This is a genomic window from Burkholderia sp. NLJ2 (assembly GCF_049487195.1).
GTDB lineage: Bacteria > Pseudomonadota > Gammaproteobacteria > Burkholderiales > Burkholderiaceae > Burkholderia > Burkholderia pyrrocinia.
Genome location: NZ_CP137809.1, coordinates 907,780 through 929,108, shown reverse-complemented (window position 1 = coordinate 929,108; position 21,329 = coordinate 907,780). Strand labels below are relative to the sequence as shown.

17 protein-coding genes and 3 pseudogenes are annotated in these 21,329 nt (G+C 62.4%); 14 read left to right on the top strand and 6 right to left on the bottom strand.

All coding sequences use genetic code 11. The features are described from left to right. Nucleotides 1-7 precede the first annotated feature (7 nt). Nucleotides 8-1,066, bottom strand: a complete 1,059-nt coding sequence (gene sctU / locus R9B84_RS20785) for a type III secretion system export apparatus subunit SctU (protein ID WP_423760237.1) — start codon at nucleotides 1,064-1,066, stop codon at nucleotides 8-10. A 286-nt stretch (nucleotides 1,067-1,352) separates the two neighbouring features. Here sctU and R9B84_RS20780 point away from each other — a divergent pair, with 286 nt between their 5' ends. The 14 genes and pseudogenes from R9B84_RS20780 to R9B84_RS20715 all read left to right on the top strand — a co-directional run. Further along, a complete protein-coding gene (locus R9B84_RS20780; RefSeq protein ID WP_423760236.1) occupies nucleotides 1,353-1,922 on the top strand; it encodes an HrpB1 family type III secretion system apparatus protein in 570 nt (189 codons plus the stop codon). Between the two features lie 35 nt (nucleotides 1,923-1,957). Next, nucleotides 1,958-2,344 carry a type III secretion protein HrpB2 gene (locus tag R9B84_RS20775; protein ID WP_423760235.1) on the top strand — a complete coding sequence of 129 codons (387 nt, stop codon included), beginning with the start codon at nucleotides 1,958-1,960 and terminating at the stop codon, nucleotides 2,342-2,344. A 36-nt stretch (nucleotides 2,345-2,380) separates the two neighbouring features. Further along, a complete protein-coding gene (gene sctJ / locus R9B84_RS20770) occupies nucleotides 2,381-3,205 on the top strand; it encodes a type III secretion system inner membrane ring lipoprotein SctJ (RefSeq protein ID WP_423760234.1) in 825 nt (274 codons plus the stop codon). 14 nt (nucleotides 3,206-3,219) lie between these two features. Continuing rightward, entirely contained in the window at nucleotides 3,220-3,987 is a 768-nt protein-coding gene (locus R9B84_RS20765; RefSeq protein ID WP_423760233.1) for a type III secretion protein HrpB4, read from the top strand. A gap of 20 nt (nucleotides 3,988-4,007) precedes the next feature. Continuing rightward, on the top strand, nucleotides 4,008-4,841 hold the full coding sequence (sctL, locus tag R9B84_RS20760) for a type III secretion system stator protein SctL (protein ID WP_423761010.1): 834 nt from the start codon (nucleotides 4,008-4,010) through the stop codon (nucleotides 4,839-4,841). Further along, nucleotides 4,838-6,187, top strand: a complete 1,350-nt coding sequence (gene sctN / locus R9B84_RS20755) for a type III secretion system ATPase SctN (RefSeq protein WP_423760232.1) — start codon at nucleotides 4,838-4,840, stop codon at nucleotides 6,185-6,187. Before sctL ends, sctN begins: the two co-directional genes overlap by 4 nt. Then, on the top strand, nucleotides 6,187-6,714 hold the full coding sequence (locus tag R9B84_RS20750; protein WP_423760231.1) for a type III secretion protein HrpB7: 528 nt from the start codon (nucleotides 6,187-6,189) through the stop codon (nucleotides 6,712-6,714). Before sctN ends, R9B84_RS20750 begins: the two co-directional genes overlap by 1 nt. Nucleotides 6,715-6,731: 17 nt before the next feature. Continuing rightward, complete coding sequence (gene sctT, locus R9B84_RS20745) at nucleotides 6,732-7,529, top strand: type III secretion system export apparatus subunit SctT (RefSeq protein WP_423761009.1); 798 nt, start codon at nucleotides 6,732-6,734, stop codon at nucleotides 7,527-7,529. A 174-nt stretch (nucleotides 7,530-7,703) separates the two neighbouring features. Further along, on the top strand, nucleotides 7,704-9,155 hold the full coding sequence (locus tag R9B84_RS20740; protein WP_423760230.1) for a helix-turn-helix domain-containing protein: 1,452 nt from the start codon (nucleotides 7,704-7,706) through the stop codon (nucleotides 9,153-9,155). Nucleotides 9,156-9,197: 42 nt separating this feature from the next. After that, nucleotides 9,198-10,964, top strand: a complete 1,767-nt coding sequence (sctC, locus tag R9B84_RS20735; RefSeq protein WP_423760229.1) for a type III secretion system outer membrane ring subunit SctC — start codon at nucleotides 9,198-9,200, stop codon at nucleotides 10,962-10,964. Between the two features lie 273 nt (nucleotides 10,965-11,237). Then, nucleotides 11,238-12,581: a hypothetical protein gene (locus tag R9B84_RS20730; RefSeq protein ID WP_423760228.1), complete on the top strand. Its 1,344-nt coding sequence runs from the start codon at nucleotides 11,238-11,240 to the stop codon at nucleotides 12,579-12,581. A gap of 285 nt (nucleotides 12,582-12,866) precedes the next feature. Then, entirely contained in the window at nucleotides 12,867-14,711 is a 1,845-nt protein-coding gene (locus R9B84_RS20725) for a type III effector HrpK domain-containing protein (protein WP_423760227.1), read from the top strand. Nucleotides 14,712-14,735: 24 nt separating this feature from the next. Continuing rightward, nucleotides 14,736-15,269 carry a GNAT family N-acetyltransferase gene (locus tag R9B84_RS20720; RefSeq protein ID WP_423760226.1) on the top strand — a complete coding sequence of 178 codons (534 nt, stop codon included), beginning with the start codon at nucleotides 14,736-14,738 and terminating at the stop codon, nucleotides 15,267-15,269. A gap of 16 nt (nucleotides 15,270-15,285) precedes the next feature. Then, a pseudogene (locus R9B84_RS20715) lies at nucleotides 15,286-15,438 on the top strand (IS110 family transposase); the annotation flags it as partial. Here the strand turns inward: R9B84_RS20715 and R9B84_RS20710 are convergent. The 5 genes and pseudogenes from R9B84_RS20710 to R9B84_RS20690 form a co-directional block, all read right to left on the bottom strand. Then, a pseudogene (locus R9B84_RS20710) lies at nucleotides 15,398-15,586 on the bottom strand (IS256 family transposase); the annotation flags it as partial. The pseudogenes R9B84_RS20715 and R9B84_RS20710 sit on opposite strands and share 41 nt — an antisense overlap. 15 nt (nucleotides 15,587-15,601) lie before the next feature. After that, nucleotides 15,602-16,942 carry a sigma-54-dependent transcriptional regulator gene (locus tag R9B84_RS20705; protein WP_423760225.1) on the bottom strand — a complete coding sequence of 447 codons (1,341 nt, stop codon included), beginning with the start codon at nucleotides 16,940-16,942 and terminating at the stop codon, nucleotides 15,602-15,604. Next, nucleotides 16,939-18,816, bottom strand: a complete 1,878-nt coding sequence (locus tag R9B84_RS20700; RefSeq protein WP_423760224.1) for an ATP-binding protein — start codon at nucleotides 18,814-18,816, stop codon at nucleotides 16,939-16,941. The genes R9B84_RS20705 and R9B84_RS20700 overlap by 4 nt, the downstream gene beginning before the upstream one ends. A gap of 51 nt (nucleotides 18,817-18,867) precedes the next feature. Beyond that, nucleotides 18,868-20,229 carry an MFS transporter gene (locus R9B84_RS20695; protein WP_423760223.1) on the bottom strand — a complete coding sequence of 454 codons (1,362 nt, stop codon included), beginning with the start codon at nucleotides 20,227-20,229 and terminating at the stop codon, nucleotides 18,868-18,870. A gap of 346 nt (nucleotides 20,230-20,575) precedes the next feature. Beyond that, nucleotides 20,576-21,262, bottom strand: a pseudogene (locus tag R9B84_RS20690) (MFS transporter); the annotation flags it as partial. Nucleotides 21,263-21,329: the final 67 nt, after the last annotated feature.

Below are 21,329 nucleotides of genomic sequence, written 5' to 3'. Positions count from 1 at the left end.
CGGCGAGTCAGTCCTGATCATTCCGACGCGGGGCGATCGCGTCGACCCAGCGCAGAATTGCCGCGACTATCTCGAACAGTTCTTCGGGTACCGGATCATCGACGCCGACTTTGAACAACGCGCGCGCGACAGGTGGATTGCCGATGATGGGTACGTTCGCGTTTTGCGCGGTCCGCCGCAATGCAATGGCCGCTTCGTCGACGCCCTTTGCGATCACGCGGGGTAGCGGATGTTCGTCGGGAGCGTAGCGAACCGCGACCGCGTAGTGGGTTGGATTGACGACGACGAAATTCGCATGCGCGACCTGACGCTGTGGCGGAGCAGTCGCCAGTTCGCGTGCAATCCGCTTGCGCTCGCCTTTGAGAAGCGGATCACCTTCGTCGTTTTTGGATTCGCGCTTTACTTCGTCCTTCGTCATCTTCATCTTTTGCATGAACATGAAGCGCTGGATCTTCACATCGGCCGCACCCACCAGAACGAATAGACCGGCCACTACCATCAGCAACTTCGCCACAATCTCCCAAAGTATTCGTGAAAGGTCGAGCGGCGATTGATACAGCGAGCCGGCGATGAGCGGGAACAGCCATACGATCGTTTTCCACCCCACGCAGAATACGATCATGGCCTTGATGACCATCTTGATGGACTCGATCGCGGTACGCGGCGAGAAAATCTTCTTCAGTCCTTCGGACGGGTTGAGTGCGCCGATATTCGGCATGACCGGTTTCAGCGATATCTGCAGTCCAACCTGCAGGACCGACCCGCCGACGCCTGCGAGCGCCGCGACGAACAGGAGCGGTATGATCGCCCATAGCGCGACGCCGCTGAGCTCGTAGAGTCGCGCGGTCATCTCGGCGAGCGAGTGATCGGCGAAAACGAACGCCAGCGCACCCTCGACGAGCGCGCGCATCGCATCGCCGAAATGACCGGCGGCCGCAACCAGGAATAGAACCGCGGCCGACATCGACGCGGCGTCAGAGAGATCCGTACTGCGGGATACTTCACCGTCCCTACGCGCGTCACGCAGCTTCTTGTCGGTAGGTTCCTCGGTCTTTTCGTCGCTCATGCGTCGGCTCGGCTGTCGAATACGGAATCTGCGCTCGGTGCGCCGTTCGAAGATACCTTACCAGTTGCAGGTTGGACGACGAATCGCCTGCACGAATTCGATGATCAATTTGCGAAGCACTGCGAACATCTATCACATGAAATGTGCATCGATTTCGCGTTTGCCGTATCCATTTCGCAATAGCGGTGACGTCGCGACTCGAAGATTGGTAAGGTTGAGTCGGGTATCGCGGCACGTCGGGCGCGCCGTGTCGATCAAATGAATTTCAGGTTCAGGAGGGTAGGAAATGAAAGCCGATGCGCCGGAATACATGCAATGCCGCCCCGAAATTGTCGGCGGGTTGATCGAGACGGTGTCCACCGCGCTTCTACGGACCTTTCCGAAAGTGACGGCGGACCCGTACGACATTGAACTGATTCTCGATGCGTTGCGGGTGATGCGACCGAATGTGGCCGAAATTCAGATGCTCGATGGTGTTCTGTGCATGGCTTGCGAACGATGGGATGATGCCATCCGCACGCTGTCCGACGTTTGTGCCACTGCGCCGCATTTCGGCTATGGGAAAGCCCTGCTTGCGTTCTGTCTGTCGACGAAGGGCGATGACGCGTGGAAACAGCACGCTGCCGAGGCGCTGGCGAACAATCCGAACGATGACACGTTGGTGCTCGTCAAGGCGCTTCAGGCGCGCGAGGATCTGGTGAAGGCAGTACAGGCGAATCGAAATGGTGGCCCGTTCGTTCCGCCGCAGTCGGTTCGCGAACTGAATGCCGAGCTTGAACAGTCGACGCAGGAGGAAGTGCAGCCGGTGACGGAGCGGATCGAAATAGCACAGTACGGCGCCACGTTGCGCGCATGAGCGGGCTCTGACACCCCCAATTTTCGAGATCAGATATGACCGTGGACGTCAGTCGTACCGCGCTGAAAATGTCGCTTGAGCAACTCACGAATGGAACTGCGGGAAATACGCAGACCCATTTGGCGGAGAAATTCAGCGCATTGATGCGGAAAGCGCCGATGGAACCTGTGCACGCGTCGCAGAACGCGGGGCTGGAGACGGTCTCAAGGCTTGCGGCAGCGCAGGACGCGGAAATTCAGCATAGCGTCAACGACGTCGCGGATGTCGAGCGACGAGCACCTATGCTCAGCCTGAGTGAGGTGAACGTCGAGACAATTCGCCTGACTTACGAGATCGCGAGTACCCAGCTTGACATGGAGGCGAAGATGAGTGTCGTCAACTCATCGAAAACTGCGATCGAGACGTTGATGAAAAACCAGTGACACCCGAGTCGGTGGCCGCCTGATGGACTGCAAAGAATGATATCTGGACGCATGTCGACTTACGGACTTGCTGCGCGGCTTCTCTGCGTGTTGGCGTTGAGCTTTCAACTCGCCGGTTGCAAGAAGGAGTTGTACACCGGCCTGTCGGAGCAGGACGTCAATGAGATGGTGGTCGCGCTCCTCGAGAATGGCGTCGACGCATCGAAAGAGACGATGGACGGCGGCAAGAATTGGAAGCTTGACGTCGATGGCGATCAACTTGTTCGGGCGATGGAGGTACTGCGCGCGCGCGGTTTGCCGCGCAGCAAGTTCGATGACCTCGGAAACCTTTTCAAAAAGGATGGCCTCGTTTCGACGCCGACCGAGGAGCGAATCCGCTTTATTTACGGGATGTCGCAGGAACTGTCGTCGACACTGTCGAGGATCGATGGTGTGCTGGTTGCGCGTGTGCAGATCGTGCTTCCGAATAACGACCCGCTTGCGCAGACGGTCAAACCGTCATCAGCAGCCGTGTTCATCAAGTATCGGTCGAGCGCCGACATCGGCGCGCTGATTCCGCAGATCAAGACGCTCGTCACGCACAGCGTGGAGGGTTTGACCTACGACCAGGTCAGCGTGACGGCGGTGGCCGCGGATTCTGTCGATCTTGCGCGACCGCATCCTGCGATGTCGTCCATACCGCTCTGGCTGGCCGTTCTTCTGGGGTTCGGAGCAGTGTCGGTCGTGGCGGCGGCGTTGCTCATTCTGCTGTTGCGCCATCGGGAGATGGCGGGCACACATGAGGTCGGCAGCGGACTGCAGTGGCGCGGGCGTGTTGCCGAACTTGCCGCGCACTTGCGCCGCCGTCAGCGGACAAACTGAGTGAGGCCCAGTGTATGGTCGCCGGATCGAGCTCACCGCCACAACAGCGTGCTGCGGCCTTGTTGAACAGCTACCGGCGCAATTTCGCGAAAGCCGTATGTTGTGCCGATCCGTCGTGGACTTGCACAGTCCTCGGCGTCGGCGACGCGCGCTACGCTGCCTGGCGGACGACGCTCGAGCAGGCTGGCGAAGGCACGCGCGACACATACTCGCAAGCGATCGCACGCGCTGCAGGTGTGACGCGGCCGTCGCTCGACATGCTGCTCGAGCCGGCCTTGCGGAAGCCGACACCGGGTTCGGTCGTTGCCGCGCGAATACCGAATCTGGCGCTGCTGGACGTGCTGCCGCACGAGCTCGGACTCGCCATACTGAGAATGCGCGCGCTGTCGCTGCGGAGTGCGGAAGTGCGGCTCCTGATCGATAAACAGACGCGATCGCAAATCTCGGCATGGACAGGCGTTCACCCGGACATCTTCATGCAGGACTCGCATTCGATTGGCATTGCGGATGCTGGATGGTTGAAGACGGCCATCAGGATGCCTCCGCTGGTGTCTCATGATGCACTGACGCTGTCTATCGAGGGTTGGATACTGCTGTTGCGCGATATCGGCGCGGACCCGCCCTCGGACACGATTACATTGAGGCGGCTTGCCTTGCCGCGCAGTCTGGTCGTACCTCGCTGGCTGGTCGAATTGCCCGCACGGTTCGACGCATTCGGCAGCGAGCAGCTCTTCGAGCGACTTCCTCGATTATTGCCGGAGTACGCATGGGTATTTGGTTGAGGCGTCCACAGGTCGCGGATATCGGGCAGCTCAAGCCGAGTAGCTGCGCTCGACTTGGTTTTTGCGGCGACGTCGTGCCGCGCGAACATTTCGGTGCATTGATGTCGATCGAGTCAGCTTACGCGGCGCTTGACGAGGATCGCGATGCGGTGCTCGCTGCCGCCCGTGAAGAGGCAGCGGGCGTCGTTGCGGAGGCGGCGGCGAGAACGGAAGAGATGATCGCCGCCGCACGGAGCGAATACGACGCGGCCGCCGAGCGTGGCTATCGAGACGGCTACGATCAAGCGTTCGGCAAGTGGCTCGACCGCCTTGCCGACGTCGCGGACGTACAGAACCAGCTCCAACTCCGGATGCGCGAACGGCTGGCGGACATCGTCGCATCGGCGGTCGAGCAAATCGTACGCGCCGAAAGCCGCGAAACGCTGTTCGAGCGGGCATTTGCTTCGGTCGAGCGAATCGTGGATGGTGCGACATATTTGCGTGTCGTCGTACACGAGAACGATTTTGAGCAAGCGACGGCGATATTTGCCACGTTCGAGGCGCGCTGGCGCGAGTTTGGCCGCCCGATCGCGATGTCGGTGGTGGCGGATAAACGGCTTGCTCCTGGCAGTTGCCTATGCGAGTCGGACTTCGGCGCAGTCGATGCCAGCCTGGATACCCAGCTGCGTGCGATGCGCGGCGCCGTTGCGCGTGCGCTCAAGCGCTCGATGGAGGAAGCCCGTGCGGATGACGTCGATACGATGCACGGCGACGGATCGATCGACACCACGCCGGATCGGGATGAAGGGTACGAAAGGCACGAAACCGGGCAGAGTGCGGCGGGAACGGACGCGAGTCGCGGAGCGCGGACATGAACGCGAGCGAATCCTTGAGCACGGCCGAGTTCAGTCGCCTGGCAGATGCGATCGAGCGGGAAATTCTCGCGGTTTCGGGTGTCGTGCGCACGGGCCGGGTTCTCGAAGTTATCGGCACCCTGATCAAGGTGTCTGGGCTCGACGTCGCACTCGGAGAACTGTGCGAGCTCAGAACGTGCGAAGGCAAGCTGCTGCAACGGGCGGAAGTCGTCGGTTTTACGCGTGACGTGGCCCTGCTTTCGCCATTCTCGCAACTCGAGCAAATTTCGCGCACTACTCATGTGATCGGGCTCGGCCATCCGTTGTCGATCCCGGTCGGCGACGCGCTGCTTGGCCGTGTGATCGACGGCCTCGGAGAGCCGCTCGACGGCGGTCCGCCACTTACCTCGGAAACGCTGCGGCCGCTGATCGCGGCGCCGCCCGATCCGATGAGCCGTCGAATGATTGACGCGACGATGCCTACAGGGGTGCGAGTCGTCGACGCGATGATGGCGCTCGGCGAGGGACAGCGTATGGGTATCTTCGCGCCGGCGGGCGTTGGCAAGAGCACGCTGTTGGGCATGTTTGCACGCGGCGCCGCGTGTGATGTCAACGTGATCGCCTTGATCGGCGAGCGTGGCCGAGAGGTGCGCGAGTTCATCGAATTGATTCTCGGACCTGAAGGCATGTCGCGTTCGGTCGTCGTCTGCGCGACATCGGATCGCTCGTCGATGGAGCGGGCGAAGGCGGCCTATGCGGCGACAGCGATCTCTGAATATTTCCGGGACCGGGGGCGACGCGTGCTGCTGATGATGGACTCGCTGACGCGCTTTGCGCGAGCCGGTCGCGAAATCGGTCTTGCAGCCGGCGAACCGCCTGCGCGGCGAGGTTTTCCTCCGTCGGTCTTCGCCGAACTGCCGCGCCTGCTGGAGCGCGCCGGAATGGGTAAAACGGGATCGATCACGGCGCTCTATACCGTGCTCGCGGAGGATGAAAGCGGCAGCGATCCCGTTGCCGAGGAAGTGCGCGGCATTCTCGACGGCCACATGATCCTGTCGCGGGAGGTCGCGGCAAAAAACCAGTATCCGGCAATCGATGTATTGGGGAGCCTGTCCCGTGTGATGCCGCTCGTTGTCGACGATGGGCACATGCGCGCGTCGGCACGGATTCGGGAACTGATGGCCAAACACCGGGAGGTGGAGGTTTTGTTGCAGATTGGAGAGTACAAGGCGGGTGCGAATCCAGTTGCGGATGAGGCGATCGCGAGAGCTGACGCGATTAGGTCGTTCTTTTCGCAACGGACGGACGAATATGCGGCCTCCGAGGACACCGTTGCCCGGCTGCATGCATTGTGCGGGACGAGTTGATGGCGGGGAGCGCGAAATCGATGATGCGTGACCGTCGCGCAGTGGCGTTTGCGCGGGCGAGCGAAAGGCGCCGCAGGCTGGACGCGACATTGCGCGAGGAGCTTGCCGCGCAGCGCGCAGAGTTGCAATCGCTCGAAATGATGCTGAAAGAAGCGGCATGTCAAGTCGAGCTGAAAGCGGCCGATGTGCATTGCCACGAGGCCCGAATCGACACGCTGACAACTGGAACCGACTCGTTCTCGCTTGACGAGCTGACGGCATATCGAGCGTATCTCGACGTCGCTGGGGCGTGTCTGCATGCGCTCGAAATCGAGAAGGCGCGGCTGCGGGCCGCGTTCGATGCGCTCGCCGCCGCTATCGAGGAAAAGAACCTTGAGATCGCACGCAATCTGGGCCGAATCGATGCTTGCGACGAGGGTATCGCCCGGATTCGCCGGAATGACGAGCGGGCCGGCGACGAGGCGCTCGACGAGGAGATGGAAGAGGCGGCTCTTGCGCGGCGCATGCGGAACAGGAGGGGGGCGTGACTTCCGCGCTCTTCACGCTGCAGGGTTGGGCCGGCGCGCTGCTCGATGACGTTACGCTGCTCTGTATCTGCTCGGTTCGTCTCTTCATCGTCATGTCCGTCTTCCCGCCGACGGCCGACGGGCTGTCGCAGGGCCTCGTGCGCAATGCGATCGTGCTCCTGTTTGGATCGTACGTCGCATACGGACAACCGGCCGGCTTCGTGCAGACGCTGCACGGCGCGCCGCTGATCGTGACCGGTCTGCGAGAGGCGCTGATCGGAACCGTCGTCGGAATCGCCGCGTCCACGGTGTTCTGGGCGGTCGAAGGCGCGGGCTGCTATATCGACGATCTGACGGGATACAACAACGTGCAGATTACCAATCCCTCGCGTGGGGAGCAGTCGACACCGACGGCGATGCTGCTGACCCAAGTCGCGACGGTTGCATTCTGGGTGTTTGGCGGCATGACGTTTCTGCTCGGTACGCTATATGAATCGTATCGTTGGTGGCCGATTACGCTTGCGCTCCCCCGGATGCCGGCGCTTCTCGAGGCGTTCGCGGTGCAGCAGACCGACAGCTTGATGGAAATGGTCACGAAGCTTGCCGCGCCGATGATGCTTGTCCTTCTGCTGATCGATCTCGCGTTCGGTTTCGCTGCGAAGTCGGCTTCGAAGCTCGATCTCATGGGCTTGAGTCAGCCTGTCAAGGGAGCGATAACAGTGCTGATGCTCGCATTGTTCGTCGGTATGTTCGTTGATCAGGCGCGTGAGCAGGTCACGCTGTCGACGCTGTCAAAGCAACTTCGCGAGTGGTCGCATGTCATGTCGCACGACTGACAAAAAATGGTGGCGTATGCCGTGCTCGGGCCCCAAGCGTGAATCATGCAGTCTTGTCAGATTCGTCTCTTGTTCAGAGAGGTTGAGAATCCACTGGTTTCACGGAGACTATATTGACGACTCGCGGTTCGGCTTGGCGAAAGCGTCACATCTGACTAGGCAAGGAGTCATGTCATGTTCTCAATGCTCTACTTTCCAATGGCATCGGCCTTGAATCCGTTTGGTGCGGACGCGTCGACGCGGTTACGGTCGCATCTGGCGTTGGTTCTCGAGGGCGAATTCGAGGCGGCGCTCGAGAGATCCAGCGAATGGCTCGACGAGACGGCGGCGTCGAAGCGGACATCATCCGATCTGCAATTGCACGCTGACCTACAATTGGTGCTTGGCTTCGAAGCCGAGGCCGAAGAAAACTATCGGCGGTCCCAGCGGAAAATTCGTGACTCGAACTACAAGATTCGCATCACGACCTGCCGGAACACCGCGTGGCAGGCGCTGTTCCGACACCGGGTCACCACCGCGCTCGCATGTTTTTACCGAATATGTGACGAGCCCGACATTCAGGCAGGCGAGTTGGCCGAGGCGCGTTTCGGGATTGCCTGTGCGCTGTATGAAATGGGACGGATAGACGATGCGTTTGACGTGATCGAGTCGATCGAGAAGATCGTCGAACGACAATTCGACGATACATGCGTGCGCTGGCGAGACTTTATCGCCGTATTGCGCTTCGATCTTGTCGTGCAGATCGAATTACGCCGAAATTCGACGTTCAGCGATCACGTGTACTGGCAATCTGCGCAGCCAATGAGCCTGGCGGATCGCGCGCGCGGTGTGCTGGAACCTGCCATCTCCGTCGAGGCGCCGCTGCTGCGCGATCGAGTCGCGTATCTGTTGAAGTTGAGATGCGTAGCTGCGGGAAATCGAGAAGCGCTCGCCGACTTGGTGCGGTATTGCGATGCCGCGGGAGAGCAGGGCTTCGTCGGCTTTCGGTACACGCTGCGCGTTGAAATTGCGCTCGCCTTGCTTGCAGGCAACGCGCCAAATCTGGCTCATTTTGCGTTGGAACCGATTTCCGAGACATTGCATGGCGGAGAATTGAGCCGCCGCTATCTGGAATACTTCTATTGCGCGGCCAAGATACGTCTGGCACAGGATCACGCTCAGGAGTCCTTGAGCTTATACAGGCGCTACGCCCTCGTGGCGATGCAATGCTTGCGTGAGGATGCGCTGATGAGCAAGCCGTTCCTTGTTGGTCAGGAACTGAAGCAGCCACCTCAATCCGACGACGTGACTGCGCGGTTGCCATTGAAATATCGTCGCGCCTATCACTATATTCTCCAGAATCTCAGTCGTAGCGACCTTTCGGTTCGGGAGATCGCGGCGGAGATCGGCGTCACGGAGCGTGCACTGCAGAATGCGTTCAAGATCTACCTTGGGCTTTCGCCACGTGAACTGATTCGCTCCCAGAGAATGGGGCGGATCCGCACGGAACTTGTCGATATCACGTTGACCGGCGAGCGGAGCGTAAAGGCGGCAGGCCGAAAATGGGGTGTTCAGAATGGGTCGACACTCGTCATCGCCTACCGGAAGGAGTTCGACGAGACTCCTTCGGAGACGCTCGCGGGCTGATCCTGTCCGATTCCTCTCTCCCAACCCCAACGCGAAATAATGATGAAAGCGAAAGCACTGTTATATGCGGCGTGGTGTGTCGCGACACTTTGCACCACCGGAATCAACGCTGCGAACGCGATGCCGGTGCGATGGCGGAGCACGATAGTGCACGTCGCGCTGGAAGGAAAGGATCTGAAGGACGTGCTGAGAGATTTCGCCGCGAGTCAAGGCGTCGCGACGTCGATCGCCGGCAACGTTCAAGGGACGGTCACGGGCCGATTCGACCTGTCGCCACAGCGATTCCTCGACACGCTCGCAGCGACTTTCGGATTCGTGTGGTTCTACGACGGCAATATCTTGTCTATAACAAATGCGAACGATATGACGCGGCAAGTCTTGCCGCTCGATCACGCCTCGATCGGTGAATTGCGTTCCGCTTTGCGCCAGATCGGCATAGATGACAAGCGATTTCCGGTCTACTACGACGAGGCATCCGGTACCGTACTCATCAGTGGCCCGGTGCAATTCGTTCAGATCGTCACCGATATCGCGCAGCGGCTCGACACGCTTACCGGACGTCGGAACGGTTCGACGATCCGTATTTTCAAGCTGAAGCACGCGTGGGCGGCGGATCGCAACGTGCAAATCGACGGAAACGCGGTGACCATGCCTGGGATCGCGACTGTGCTGGCGAATTTGTACCGGGTGCGTGGAAGGACGGGAACCAGTCAGCCGACCGCCGGCCCCGGCGTGCAGCGTGTGCAGTCAATGAACGACGTGTCGGGCGGCGCATACGGTGACAACCGGCTGATGCCGCCATTGCCGCCGAGCATGAAGGGAGGGGGGCGCGGCGACGCGTTCGCCAAGGGGATACCGAGTGGCGGTGACAGCGGGGGATCGAGGAGTGCCTCGGCGGGCGGCCCGCCCCAGACCGACGACCGGTCTGAGGGGAGCGACGAATTGCCGATCATCCAGCCCGACCCGATGACCAACTCGGTGTTGATCCGTGACATGCCAGATCGCCTCGCACAGTACGCGCCGCTTATTCGCCAGCTCGACGTACAACCCAAGCTCATAGAAATCCAGGCGCATATCATGGAGATCGACGATGACGTGCTTCGGGAGATTGGTGTCGACTGGAGCGCGCATAGCAGCCACGGCGATATTCAGACAGGCACGGGCAAGACGGCGCAAAACAGCTATTTGAATGGCCAGGTCAATCCGCAATTCGGCACGACGCAGCTCGCGGGCAACGCGATTGTCAATGCAACGCCGGTCGGCGCGTCAGTCACGGCAGTCGTCGGCGACGCGGCTCGATATTTGATGGCGCGCGTGAACGCGCTGCAGTCGACGTCGAAGGTGAAGATCGACGCATCGCCACTTGTCGCGACGCTCGACAACTCGGAGGCCGTGATGGACAACACGACGCGCTTCTTCGTTAGAGTGGCGGGTTATGCGTCGGCGGAACTTTACAGCGTGTCGACTGGTGTCTCGCTACGCGTTCTCCCGATGATCGTGAAAGACGGTCGCGAGACCCGGATCAAGATGAATGTTCACGTGATGGACGGACAGCTGACGGGCGACCAGGTCGATAACCTCCCGGTCATCACGAGCAGCGAAATCAATACGCAAGCGTTCGTCGGTCAGGGGCAAAGCCTGCTGATCGCAGGATACAGTACAGACAAGCGTGCAAACGGCGTGACAGGCGTGCCTTGGCTGTCAAAGATTCCATTGCTTGGCGCGCTGTTCCGATACAACAGCGACTCGCAAAATCACATGGAGCGCGTGTTCCTGTTGTCGCCGCGGATCATCGACCCGGACATGTGAGCTTTGTGCTCCGTAACCGTGTCGAGTCGGTGCGGCATGAAAGACGGGGCCGAGCAATGGAGGTGGCAGCATTTCGCAGGCACCGGAACAGTCGTTCATGTCCCCTTCGAAACGTGAGGTGGTCGATCCGGTTTCCATTCGTGTTTCGATGATGCGTTTCGGGTTGGCGGGTTCGTCAACGCCGCATCCTGACTAATATGGGTATCAGTCGCAAGAGCGGCATCGCAGTTGGGTTGGCGAACGATTGATGCATTGACTTTGACGGAGGCGGAAATGAGTGTAGGCACGGTAAATCGCAATTGCGTTGTTGTCGAGCTGGGTGGTCGGGCGGACGGTGCGGATGCTCGGTCGCAAATCTCCGGTCTGGATCAGCAGATCATGGGGCTTCTCGGGCAGCAGTTGCAGAAGCGAGACGGCGCCGGCGGTGGCTCTCGCGAGACGATGACCGCGCAGTCGGCTGCGGGCGCGCTCGGCAGTTACATGAGCCAGAACAACATGCACGCGGTTGATCCGGATCTGCTCTACAAATTCGCGATGAATCCGTCTTCGGGAACGCCTGAGGACGTATCGAAAGCCGCAAAATTCATGCTCGACCACCCGGATACTTACCAGAAAATCGAAACACATGACGTTGCGGGTGCCGACGGCATTTCGGGGATCGGTAACTTCCAATGGGCGGCGCAGGGCGGACTCGATTCGAGTTCGGCTGCGCGGACGGCCGATACGGGCTCGGCTGAGGAAGTCAAGCTCGGGAGCAAGGCGGAACTCAATGATGCGTCGATGACCGCACAGTCGGCCGCGGGTGCGCTCGGCAGTTACATGAGCCAGAACGGGATCAGCACGGTCGATCCGAACAGGCTTTACCAGCTCGCGATGAATCCGTCTTCGGGAACACCTGGGGACGTGTCGAAGGCCGCCAAGTTCATGCTTGCCAACCCGGATACATACCGGCAGCTCGAAACGCATGACGTTGCGGGTGCCGACGGTATTTCGGGGGTTGCCAACTTCCAATGGGCGGCGCAGGGCGGACTCGATTCGAGTTCGGCTGCGCGGACGGCCGATACGGGCTCGGCTGAGGAAGTCAAGCTCGGGAGCAAGGCGGAACTCAATGATGCGTCGATGACCGCTCAGTCGGCCGCGGGTGCGCTCGGCAGTTACATGAGCCAGAACGGGATCAGCACGGTCGATCCGAGCAGGCTTTACCAGCTCGCGATGAATCCGTCTTCGGGAACACCTGGGGACGTGTCGAAGGCCGCAAAGTTCATGCTTGCCAACCCGGATGCTTACCGGCAGCTCGAAACGCATGACGTTGCGGGCGCCGATGGTATTTCGGGGATCGCCAACTTCCAGTGGGCGGCCCAGGGTGGGCTTGATTCTTTCGCGGCGGCTGACACGAAAGTGGTTGCCGGCCCCATCCTGGCTGGCGCCCCGGTCATGGCGGCTGGCCCCAGCTTGACTGCCGGCGCGAAATCGGAAGCCAGCGTGAATTCTGGCGGCTTGCAGAGTGCGATCGACGCGATGAACAGTGCCGTCGCGCAGGCGGCGAAGGCGCAAACGGCTGCCAGTTCGATCTCGGGCGCTGACCCGGCGGATTCAGCATCCGACGACAACGCGTAACCCGGCCGTATGCGGGTGAAGCAAGGTGGCGGCGGACGCCCGCGCGTAGCGTCGGGGTTCGCCGGATCCTTGCCTCGCGACGACACGGGCCCGCCACCGTCACGAGCCTCGTTCCAGGTCGGCATGTGGCGTGCCGGCGTTGCGTTCGGCGCCCTATGGAATCGCGTGGCGTAGTCGACCCAAACCCACGTATGAGGCCGTGGCAAGCCGGAATTCGAAGCGAACCAGTGGACGATCGACATTCAGGTACGTACGGGCATCAATATATAAGGATTCCTGCGTTTCATGGCTATCTCACCGACTCTTGCGACGAACAGGCAACCCGTCGATTTGACCGGCTACGAAAATGTGCCCGGTCCGGCCGCCGAGGCGCTACAGAGTGTCGAAGCACAGCTTCATCACCTGATGGCGCGTCAGTTGCAGGGCGGTATTGCGACGGCACGGCACCAGAACGTCGATTTCCGAGCGGCGCAATACGCTCCGCTCGACGACTACACCAAGATGTACGACCAGGCGGACCGGGACCGGTGGTCCGATCTTGCTGCCCTTGGTCAGGGCATGTCGCTCGAGCGGCCGCTGGCCGCGATGCAAATTCTGTCCGGAGAACGACAGCCGTCTGCGGCACAGACCGCGGCTGCGCTGCAGTTCGTCAACGATAATCCATCGCTGAAGACCGCGATGCAGAACACCGGTGGGCTAAAGCCTGATGGCAGCGTCGATCGGAACAAGGTCGGAGATCTGCTAAAGGACGTCGAGGCGAATCTCGCCAAGGCGGACGATGACGTGAAGGCGTATCAGAAGGACCATCCGAGGGCTGGCCGGGATGCGCTCAACACAGTCCGTGCGGCCGCATTGCTGGAAGCCTATGAGCCGATTGTTGGCGAGTCGGCGGGACACCAGTCGAGCGGAAAGAACCACAGCTATTCCACCGGCGGTAAAAACAATGGCGGCGGTCTGACGACAAAACAGCAAGTTGCCGATCTGCAAAAGAATGAGGGTTTCAGTTCGGCGCTGAGAAGCGCCGCGAAGGCGTGGTCGACGAGTGGGGCATTCGATGACCTTGATCGCGCCGGCGACGACAAGGCGACCGAAAAGGTCGACGACATCTTTTCGGCCAATAACCTGCATCACTTCATCACGAAGGACGCGCCGACCAGCGATTCGACCGAACATGCATTCCTGGAGAAAGCGAGCCTCGAGAACATCACGGCCGGCACCGACATCAGCAAGCTCGATCAGGACATCTTCGCCAATCCGCAAAACTATTCCCCGCAGCAAAAAGCTGCGGTGATGGTCAAGCTGATGGAGACGCTGGTCGACGTGCAAGCGGGTGGCGCTGACAAGCTGCGCGATGTTACCGCAACGGTGCTTGCGCTGAAGCAAGACATCATGATGCTGGCGAATGATCCGGCGACGAACGACTATCTGCACCAAACGGTGCCGCCGGAGATGCAGAACCTCGACGCGACGTTGGAGCAGGCGGGCGGCCTCGTGAGAGATTCCGAAGGGGAAGGTGGAATGGCCAGTGCAAACGGCACGAACCAGGTTTCCGCTCGTAATACCACAAACCAGGTGAAAGACGCACTCGACGAAGCGGAAAAGAACGCAAAGAGACTGGGCAAGTTGGGGAATGAAGAGGGCGTGGAGGCGACGGATGCGACGGAGAGCATCACTGATGGTGCGGAAACTGCGGAGAGTGCGGTGGACAGCGCAGTGGAAGGTACCGCGGAGGGTATAGGAGAGGCGGCGACAGGCGCCGTCGATGGAGCGGAGGGTGCGGTAACGGGCGTTGCGGAAGGTGCGGTTACAGGCGCTTCGGAAGGCGCGGTAACGGGCGCGGAAGGCGCGGCAACGGGCATTGCGGAAGGCGTGGAGGGTGTACTGGCCGGAACCGAGGGAGCGGTAGTCGGCGCAGAGGCCGGCACGGGCGTGGCCGAAGGCTTGATGGGCGCCGTGGCAGGAGGAATGGCCGCGGCGGCTCCGGTGCTCGCAGTCGGCGCCGCGATTGCAGGGATCGCGGGCATCATACTGGCGATCGTGGAAGCAGTGAAAAAAGCACAGAATCAGAAAGCATTCGGCGAGAACGTCAATCCCACACTCAATCAATTCGGCATTCCATTGCCGAAATGAAGAGGCAAGCCGGAGGGGCATGCAATGCGCCGAGTGCTGCTGGATCGCAGTGAGGAAGTCATGCGCTTCGTCGCTGACAGGACTGGAGAGCGTCGCTACGACGACTATGCGACGATCGGCCTCGAGAAGAATGGTTGCATTGTCGCGGGGGTTGTCTTTCAAGGGCACAACGGCCCCAACGTGCTGATGCATTTCGCGCTCGACGGATCGCGCCATCTCATTACACCGGCGTTCATCTGTGCCGTGTTTACCTATCCATTCAAGGTACTGCGCTGCAAGCGAGTGACAGGTCTCGTGCGGACCGACAATCACGACGCGCAGCGGTTGGACGAGCATCTCGGCTTTGTGCAGGAGGGGGTGATGCGCGCAGGTGCGAACGACGGGACCGACTTTATCCTGTATGGGATGCTCAGGCACGAGTGCCGATTTCTGAGCGGTCGATATTTCGAAGCGCTGCGGATCGAGTTGCCAAGAATTGCCGACGGATACCGCGAAGCGGCTTCGTCGGCGAGAGGCGACATGGCCAACGCAAGTCTATCCGGTGTGGTAGGTGGCTAATCAGACGATTCGGAACCTGCCCGAAGTCTGGATGCCCGACGAGTCGACGCTGGCGATGCGCCGCCAGATCTCACGCCGTTCACAATGGGTCCGGCAACGCACGCGGCTGAACAACGAGATTCATGCGGGGCTGGCCGCCCACCTGAACCTGGCGAGCCCGGATACAGATTCATCTCGGTGCCCATCGCGGGTTCGATGGCCGCCTTGTTGAACGCCGGCATCAGGTCCTGCACCTCGGCGGGCGCCATGGGTCCCTTGACCAGTTCCTCCAACAGGACCTTGGGCAGCTCAGGCAGCGGCCCTCGGGCCGATGCCATTAAGACTACTGAAAGTTATCGAAACGTCGTCGCGTCGATCCCGTGCCGGGTGATCTTGTCGTACAGCGTCTTGCGAGGCAGGCCCAGTGCCTCGGCGGCCCGGATGACCTGCCCCCCTGCATTACGCAGCGCCTCCTCGATGCATACACGTTCCGCCCGCGCCATGCGCGACGCGAGCGATTCGGCACCGGCTGGCGGTTGCGCCAGACCGTCGTCAACGCCCAGGCAGAACCGCTCGGCCACGTTCTTGAGTTCGCGCACGTTGCCGGGCCAGTCATGGAGCTGCCAGCGCATCATGTCCTCTGGTGCCCACGCCGGTTCCGGCTTGTCGTAGCGGACGCTCGCCGCGCGTACGAAGTGCGAGAATAGCTCGGGAATATCATCCGCGCGGTCCCGCAGCGGCGGCAGATCGATCGACACGACATTGAGCCGGTAGTACAGATCCGAGCGAAACCGCCCCTGATCCGACAGTTGCTTGAGATCCTGCTTGACGGCGCCGATCACGCGGACGTCGACCGAGATCGACGCGTTGCTGCCGAGCCGCTCGATGCTGCGTTCCTGCAGCACGCGCAGCAGCTTCGCCTGGAGCGCGAGCGGCATCGTTTCGAGTTCGTCGAGAAACAGCGTGCCTCTGTTCGCGTATTCGAACTTGCCGATGCGCCGCTGGTGGGCGCCCGTAAACGCGCCCGGCTCGTGACCGAATATTTCGCTTTCGAACACTGCCTCAGGCAGCGCCGCGCAGTTCAGTGCGACGAACGGACCCGGGCGGTGGCTGGCCGCGTGGAGCGCCCGCGCCAGAACTTCCTTGCCGGTGCCGGTTTCGCCGACGATCAGGACATCGGCGCCCGTGGGCCCGATCGCATCGATGAGCGCATGAATGCGCTGCATCGCCGGCGAGCGGCCGAGCAACGGCCGTTCGCTGCTCAGTTGCGCGCGCAGGCTCTGGTTCTCCATCACGAGCTTGCGGTGCGCCAGCGCCCGCCGCACGGTATCGACGAGCCGGTCGGAGTGAAACGGCTTCTCGATGAAGTCGTACGCACCGGAGCGCATCGCGCCGACCGCCATCGCGACATCGCCGTGCCCGGTCGTCAGGATGACGGGTATGTCGGCTTCCGCAGGGCGCGCCTTGATGCTGTCGAGCAGTGTGAGACCGTCGATGCCGGGCAGCCGGACATCGCTGACGATCACCGCCGGTGGATCGTCGGCGAGCGCGGCGAACGCGCTTTCGGCGTCCTCGAACTCGCGGACGTCGATGCCTTCGAGCCTCAGCGCTTGCGCACAGCCGAGCAGCACTGCCGGGTCGTCGTCGATCACGTAGACGGCGTGTGCGCCGTGCGTGGTGTTCAGGATCGTCATGTCGATAGTGAAGCTTTCGTTACGCGTTGCAGTTCAATCGTGAAGACCGCGCCGCCTTCGTCGCGATTGCGCGCATGCAGGCGGCCGCCAAATTCGTCGACGATGGCCTGCGAGATCGCGAGCCCGAGCCCGAGGCCTTTTCCAGCCGGTTTGGTCGTGAAGAACGGTTCGAAGAGGCGCGCCATGACGTCCGGCGCGATGCCGTTGCCGCTGTCGGCCACGCCGACGCGCACGGATTCTCCGGACAGGTCCGCCGTGACCGTGACCTGGCGGGCCGCGACGGCCGTCGCACTGGCGTCGATCGCGTTGGCGAGCAGGTTGACCAGCACCTGTTCGATCCGGATCGAACTGGCCAGCACGATGGCATCCGGCGGCACCGGCTCGACGCGGATCGTCACGCCCGCCGCCTTCCGGTGCGGCTCGATCAGGAGCAGCGCCTGGCGCAGCGATTCGCCGATCGACACGGGCTCCCGGATGATTCCCTCGTGCCGCGCGAATCCCTTCACGTGCGCGACGATCCTGCCCATCCGTTCGGCCAGCTCGTTGATCAGCACGAGGTTGCGCGTCAGGTCGCCCGGGCGGCCCAGTTCGGTCATGCGCACGGCGTTGCTCGACAGCGTCATGATCGCGGCCAGCGGCTGGTTCAGCTCGTGCGTGATGCCGGCCGCCAGCTGGCCGAGCGCAGCGAGCTTGCCGGCCTGGATCGCGGTGTCGCGCGTGTCGCGCAGGATGCGTCGCGCCGCATCGAGCGCGTCGACCTTCTCTTCGAGCGTTGCGTTGGCGCGAGTCAGTTCGGCGGTGCGCTCGGCGATCCGTTGCTCGATGTCGCGCTGCGCTTCCAGCAGCGCAACGCGCGCATGCTGCCGCTCCTTCTTCCGGCTGTTGCGGAGCCAGACGAGCGTGACGAGCGCAAACGCGAGCGCCGTCGCGGCGGCCGCGCTGATGGACGCGAACGCCGCGCTGCGCCGGTCGTCGGCCGGATCGACGAGCACGGCGACCTTCCAGCCGAGCGGGCCGACCGGACGATACACGACGCGATACCAGTCGGGACGTCCGCCGAACGGCGCGACGTGGAGCCGATCCGGCGGGGCGGCCCGTTGCGGGGTGCCGCGCGGGAGCGTGGTGATCGTTCCGAGCGGCGCGTCGCCGTATTGCCGGGTCTCGTCGAGCTTGCGGCGCGAGTCGGCGGACAGCGGCATGAGCGCGCGATAGCGCCAGCCGGTCACGGACGACAGGAATGTCACGTTGTCCCCGTCGATCACCAGCACGATGTCGCCGCTTTTCGTCAATGCGGATTCGTACCGGTCGAGCGATGACTTGATCGCAACCGCGCCGATCGCGCGCCGCCCGGGACGGGCAAGGTCCTCGATCGGCACCGCGAGGAAGTAGCCGGCCTCCCCCGTGGTGTTGCCCACGCCGTAGAACCGCCCGACGCCATGCTGCATCGCGCTCGAGAAATAGGGGCGAAACGCATAGTTCGCGCCGACGAAGCTCCCCGGTCCATCGCTGTTGCTCGCGGCGAGCGTGGTGCCGTCCGCGGTCATGACATACGCGGCAGAGAGCTCCGCGTTGGTCTGCACGGCCTTCAGATAGGTGTTGGCCTGCTCGCGCAACCGTGCGTTTCCGGGCTCGTCCAGCAGTTGCGCGAGCACGGGCTCGAGTGCGGCGATGCGCGGCAGCGATTCGTAGCGCGCGAGCTGCGATTCCAGCGTCAGCGCATAAAACGACGCACGCTGCGCGACTTCGGCGACGTGCACGCGCGCGTAATGCCGCAGCGCGAGCACGTAGGTCAACCACGCGGTCGCGCCGCAGCACGCGACGATCGCGAGCGCGGCCGTCGTGCGGCGCAGCCGCCTGGCGGTGCGCGCATTCATCGCGCGGCGCCCCCGGTGCGGGCGCCGCGCGGCGAGGCGGCGCGGCCGGCGTCAGTCCTTGATGAGCGAATGCTTGCCGGTGTCGCGCATGCAGACGTAGACGAGCAGCGAACAGAAGATTGCCGCGGTGACGTACCAGTAGAAGAGCGTTTCATGACCTGCCTGTTTGAGCCAGAGTGCCAGATACTCCGCGGTGCCGCCGAAGATCGAGACGGTCAGCGCGTACGGGAAGCCGACGCCCAGTGCCCGGATTTTCGCAGGAAACAGCTCCGCCTTGACGACCGCGTTGATCGACGTATAGCCCGACACGATCACGAGCGCCGCCATGTTCAGCAGGAAGGCCGTCCATGCGTCGTGCGTGTGGCTGATGGCCGTCATGATCGGCACCGTGAACAGCGTGCCGAGCACGCCGAACGCGATCAGGACCGGGCGGCGGCCGATGCGGTCGGAAATCCAGCCGACGACGGGCTGAAGCAGCGCGAACAGCGCGAGCGACGCAGCGGACACGAGCGTCGCGTCGTGCTTGCTCATGCCGACCGTGTTGACGAGGAATTTCTGCATGTAGATCGAGTACGTGTAGAACGCGATCGTGCCGCCGATCGTCAGGCCCACCACGGTCAGGACCGCACGCGGGTGCTTGCGCAGCTCGGCCAGCGCATTCTGTTTCTCCTGCTTCTTCTGCGCGCCGCGGGCCTTTTCGAACTCGCCCGTTTCCTCCATCGACGCGCGCAGGCGCATCGCGGCGAGCGCGCCGGCCGCGCCGATGAAGAACGGAATGCGCCAGCCCCAGCTTTCGAGCTGGTGGGTCGTCAGCACGAACTGCTGAAGGACGATCAGCACCGCCAGCGCGAGCAACTGGCCCGCAATGAGCGTCACGTACTGGAAGCTCGAATAGAAGCCGCGATCCCGCGCCGTCGCCACTTCGCTCAGGTAGGTGGCCGACGTGCCGTATTCGCCGCCGACGCTCAACCCCTGGAGCAGGCGGGCGACGACGAGCAGCGTGGGCGCCGCGACACCGATCACGTCGTAGCCGGGGCACAGGGCGATGATGAGCGAGCCCATGCACATCAGCACGACCGATACGAGCAGCGCCGGGCGGCGGCCGTAGCGATCGGCATAGACGCCCATCAGCCACCCGCCGATCGGGCGGGCAAGGAAGCCGACGGCAAACACGGCGGCGGTGTTCAGCAGTTGGGCGGTCTGGTTGCCGGCCGGGAAGAACGAATGGGCGAAATACAGCGCGAAGGCCGAATACACGTACCAGTCGTACCACTCGATCAGATTGCCCGCCGACCCCGAGAAGATCGATTTGAGGCGGCGCAGCTTGTCGGCAGATGCTGAGGCCGCCGGCGCTTGCGCTGAAGCTCGGGGGGACGGTGCGTGCGCACCGGGTTCGGTAAAGGTCGGCTCCATGGCGTCTCCTGAAGTGTTATGAGCGTGCCGCTCGGTGCGGCTTCAGGACGAAGGCAATTATGGTGCCAACGCGCAAGCGTGAGGTCTGTTTTTCAAGCCTTTGAATTTGTTGATGATTTCTTGATTTGCCGAACGAGGCGGCAGGCCGTCTGTGCGGATTTCCGGAATCTTCCTGCGTTCTCGTGCGGTTGGCCGCTCAGCGTCGACGCGTGCGGGCCGGATGCTCGCTCACGGGCCGCCGAGACCTGGCGCTTCGGCGGCAGATCCCCGACTCGTGGCGTCGAACGACACGGCGCCGGTGTCGCAGGTTTGCGCGCCGACGGCATCGGCCACGCGGCGCGCGTGTTCAATGCACGGTGCGCTCGCGCAGCACATGCGCCGGCCGCGCATGACGCACGAACACGCCCGCCAGCACCGCGCCGATCAGCGCGATCGCGCCGGCCAGCACGAACGCGAACGACCCGCTGCGCTCGACGATGAAGCCGGTCACGGCCGGCCCGATGAGGCCGGAGAGACTGCCCATGCAATGCAGGAAGCCGCTGACGCCGCCAACACGTTCGGGATGCACGACGTCCTGCACGATCGCCCAGTAGATCGCGCCGGTGACGTACAGGAAGAACAGCGACACGGACATCAGCGCCACCGCACCCTGCGTCGACTTCACCGTGCCCGCGAACGCGACGCATGCGCCGGCGCCGAGCAGGCAGGTGACGAGCACGATCCGCCGCGACATCAGCAGGTTGCCGGTGAGCCGGTACAGGCCGTCCGAGATCGCGCCGCCGCACGCGAGGCCGATCATGCCGACGAGCCAGGGCACGACGGTCGCGACGCTCATCTCGCGGATGTTCAGGTGATGCGCGCGCACCAGGTAGCTCGGGAACCAGCTCAGGAAGAAGAACAGCACATAGTTGTAGCTGAAGAACGCGACCGCGGTCGCGAGGATGCGCGGCTGCCGGACGTAATGCGACAGCGTGAGCGCCGCCGCGTCGCCAGCCATGCGGTGGGCGGCTGCCGGTGCGCTGCCGGTCGGCGCGCCGTTCACCCGTTGCATCGAGTTCGGTGCCTGTCGTCGAATTTGCAGTTTTCCAACCGAAGGCAAT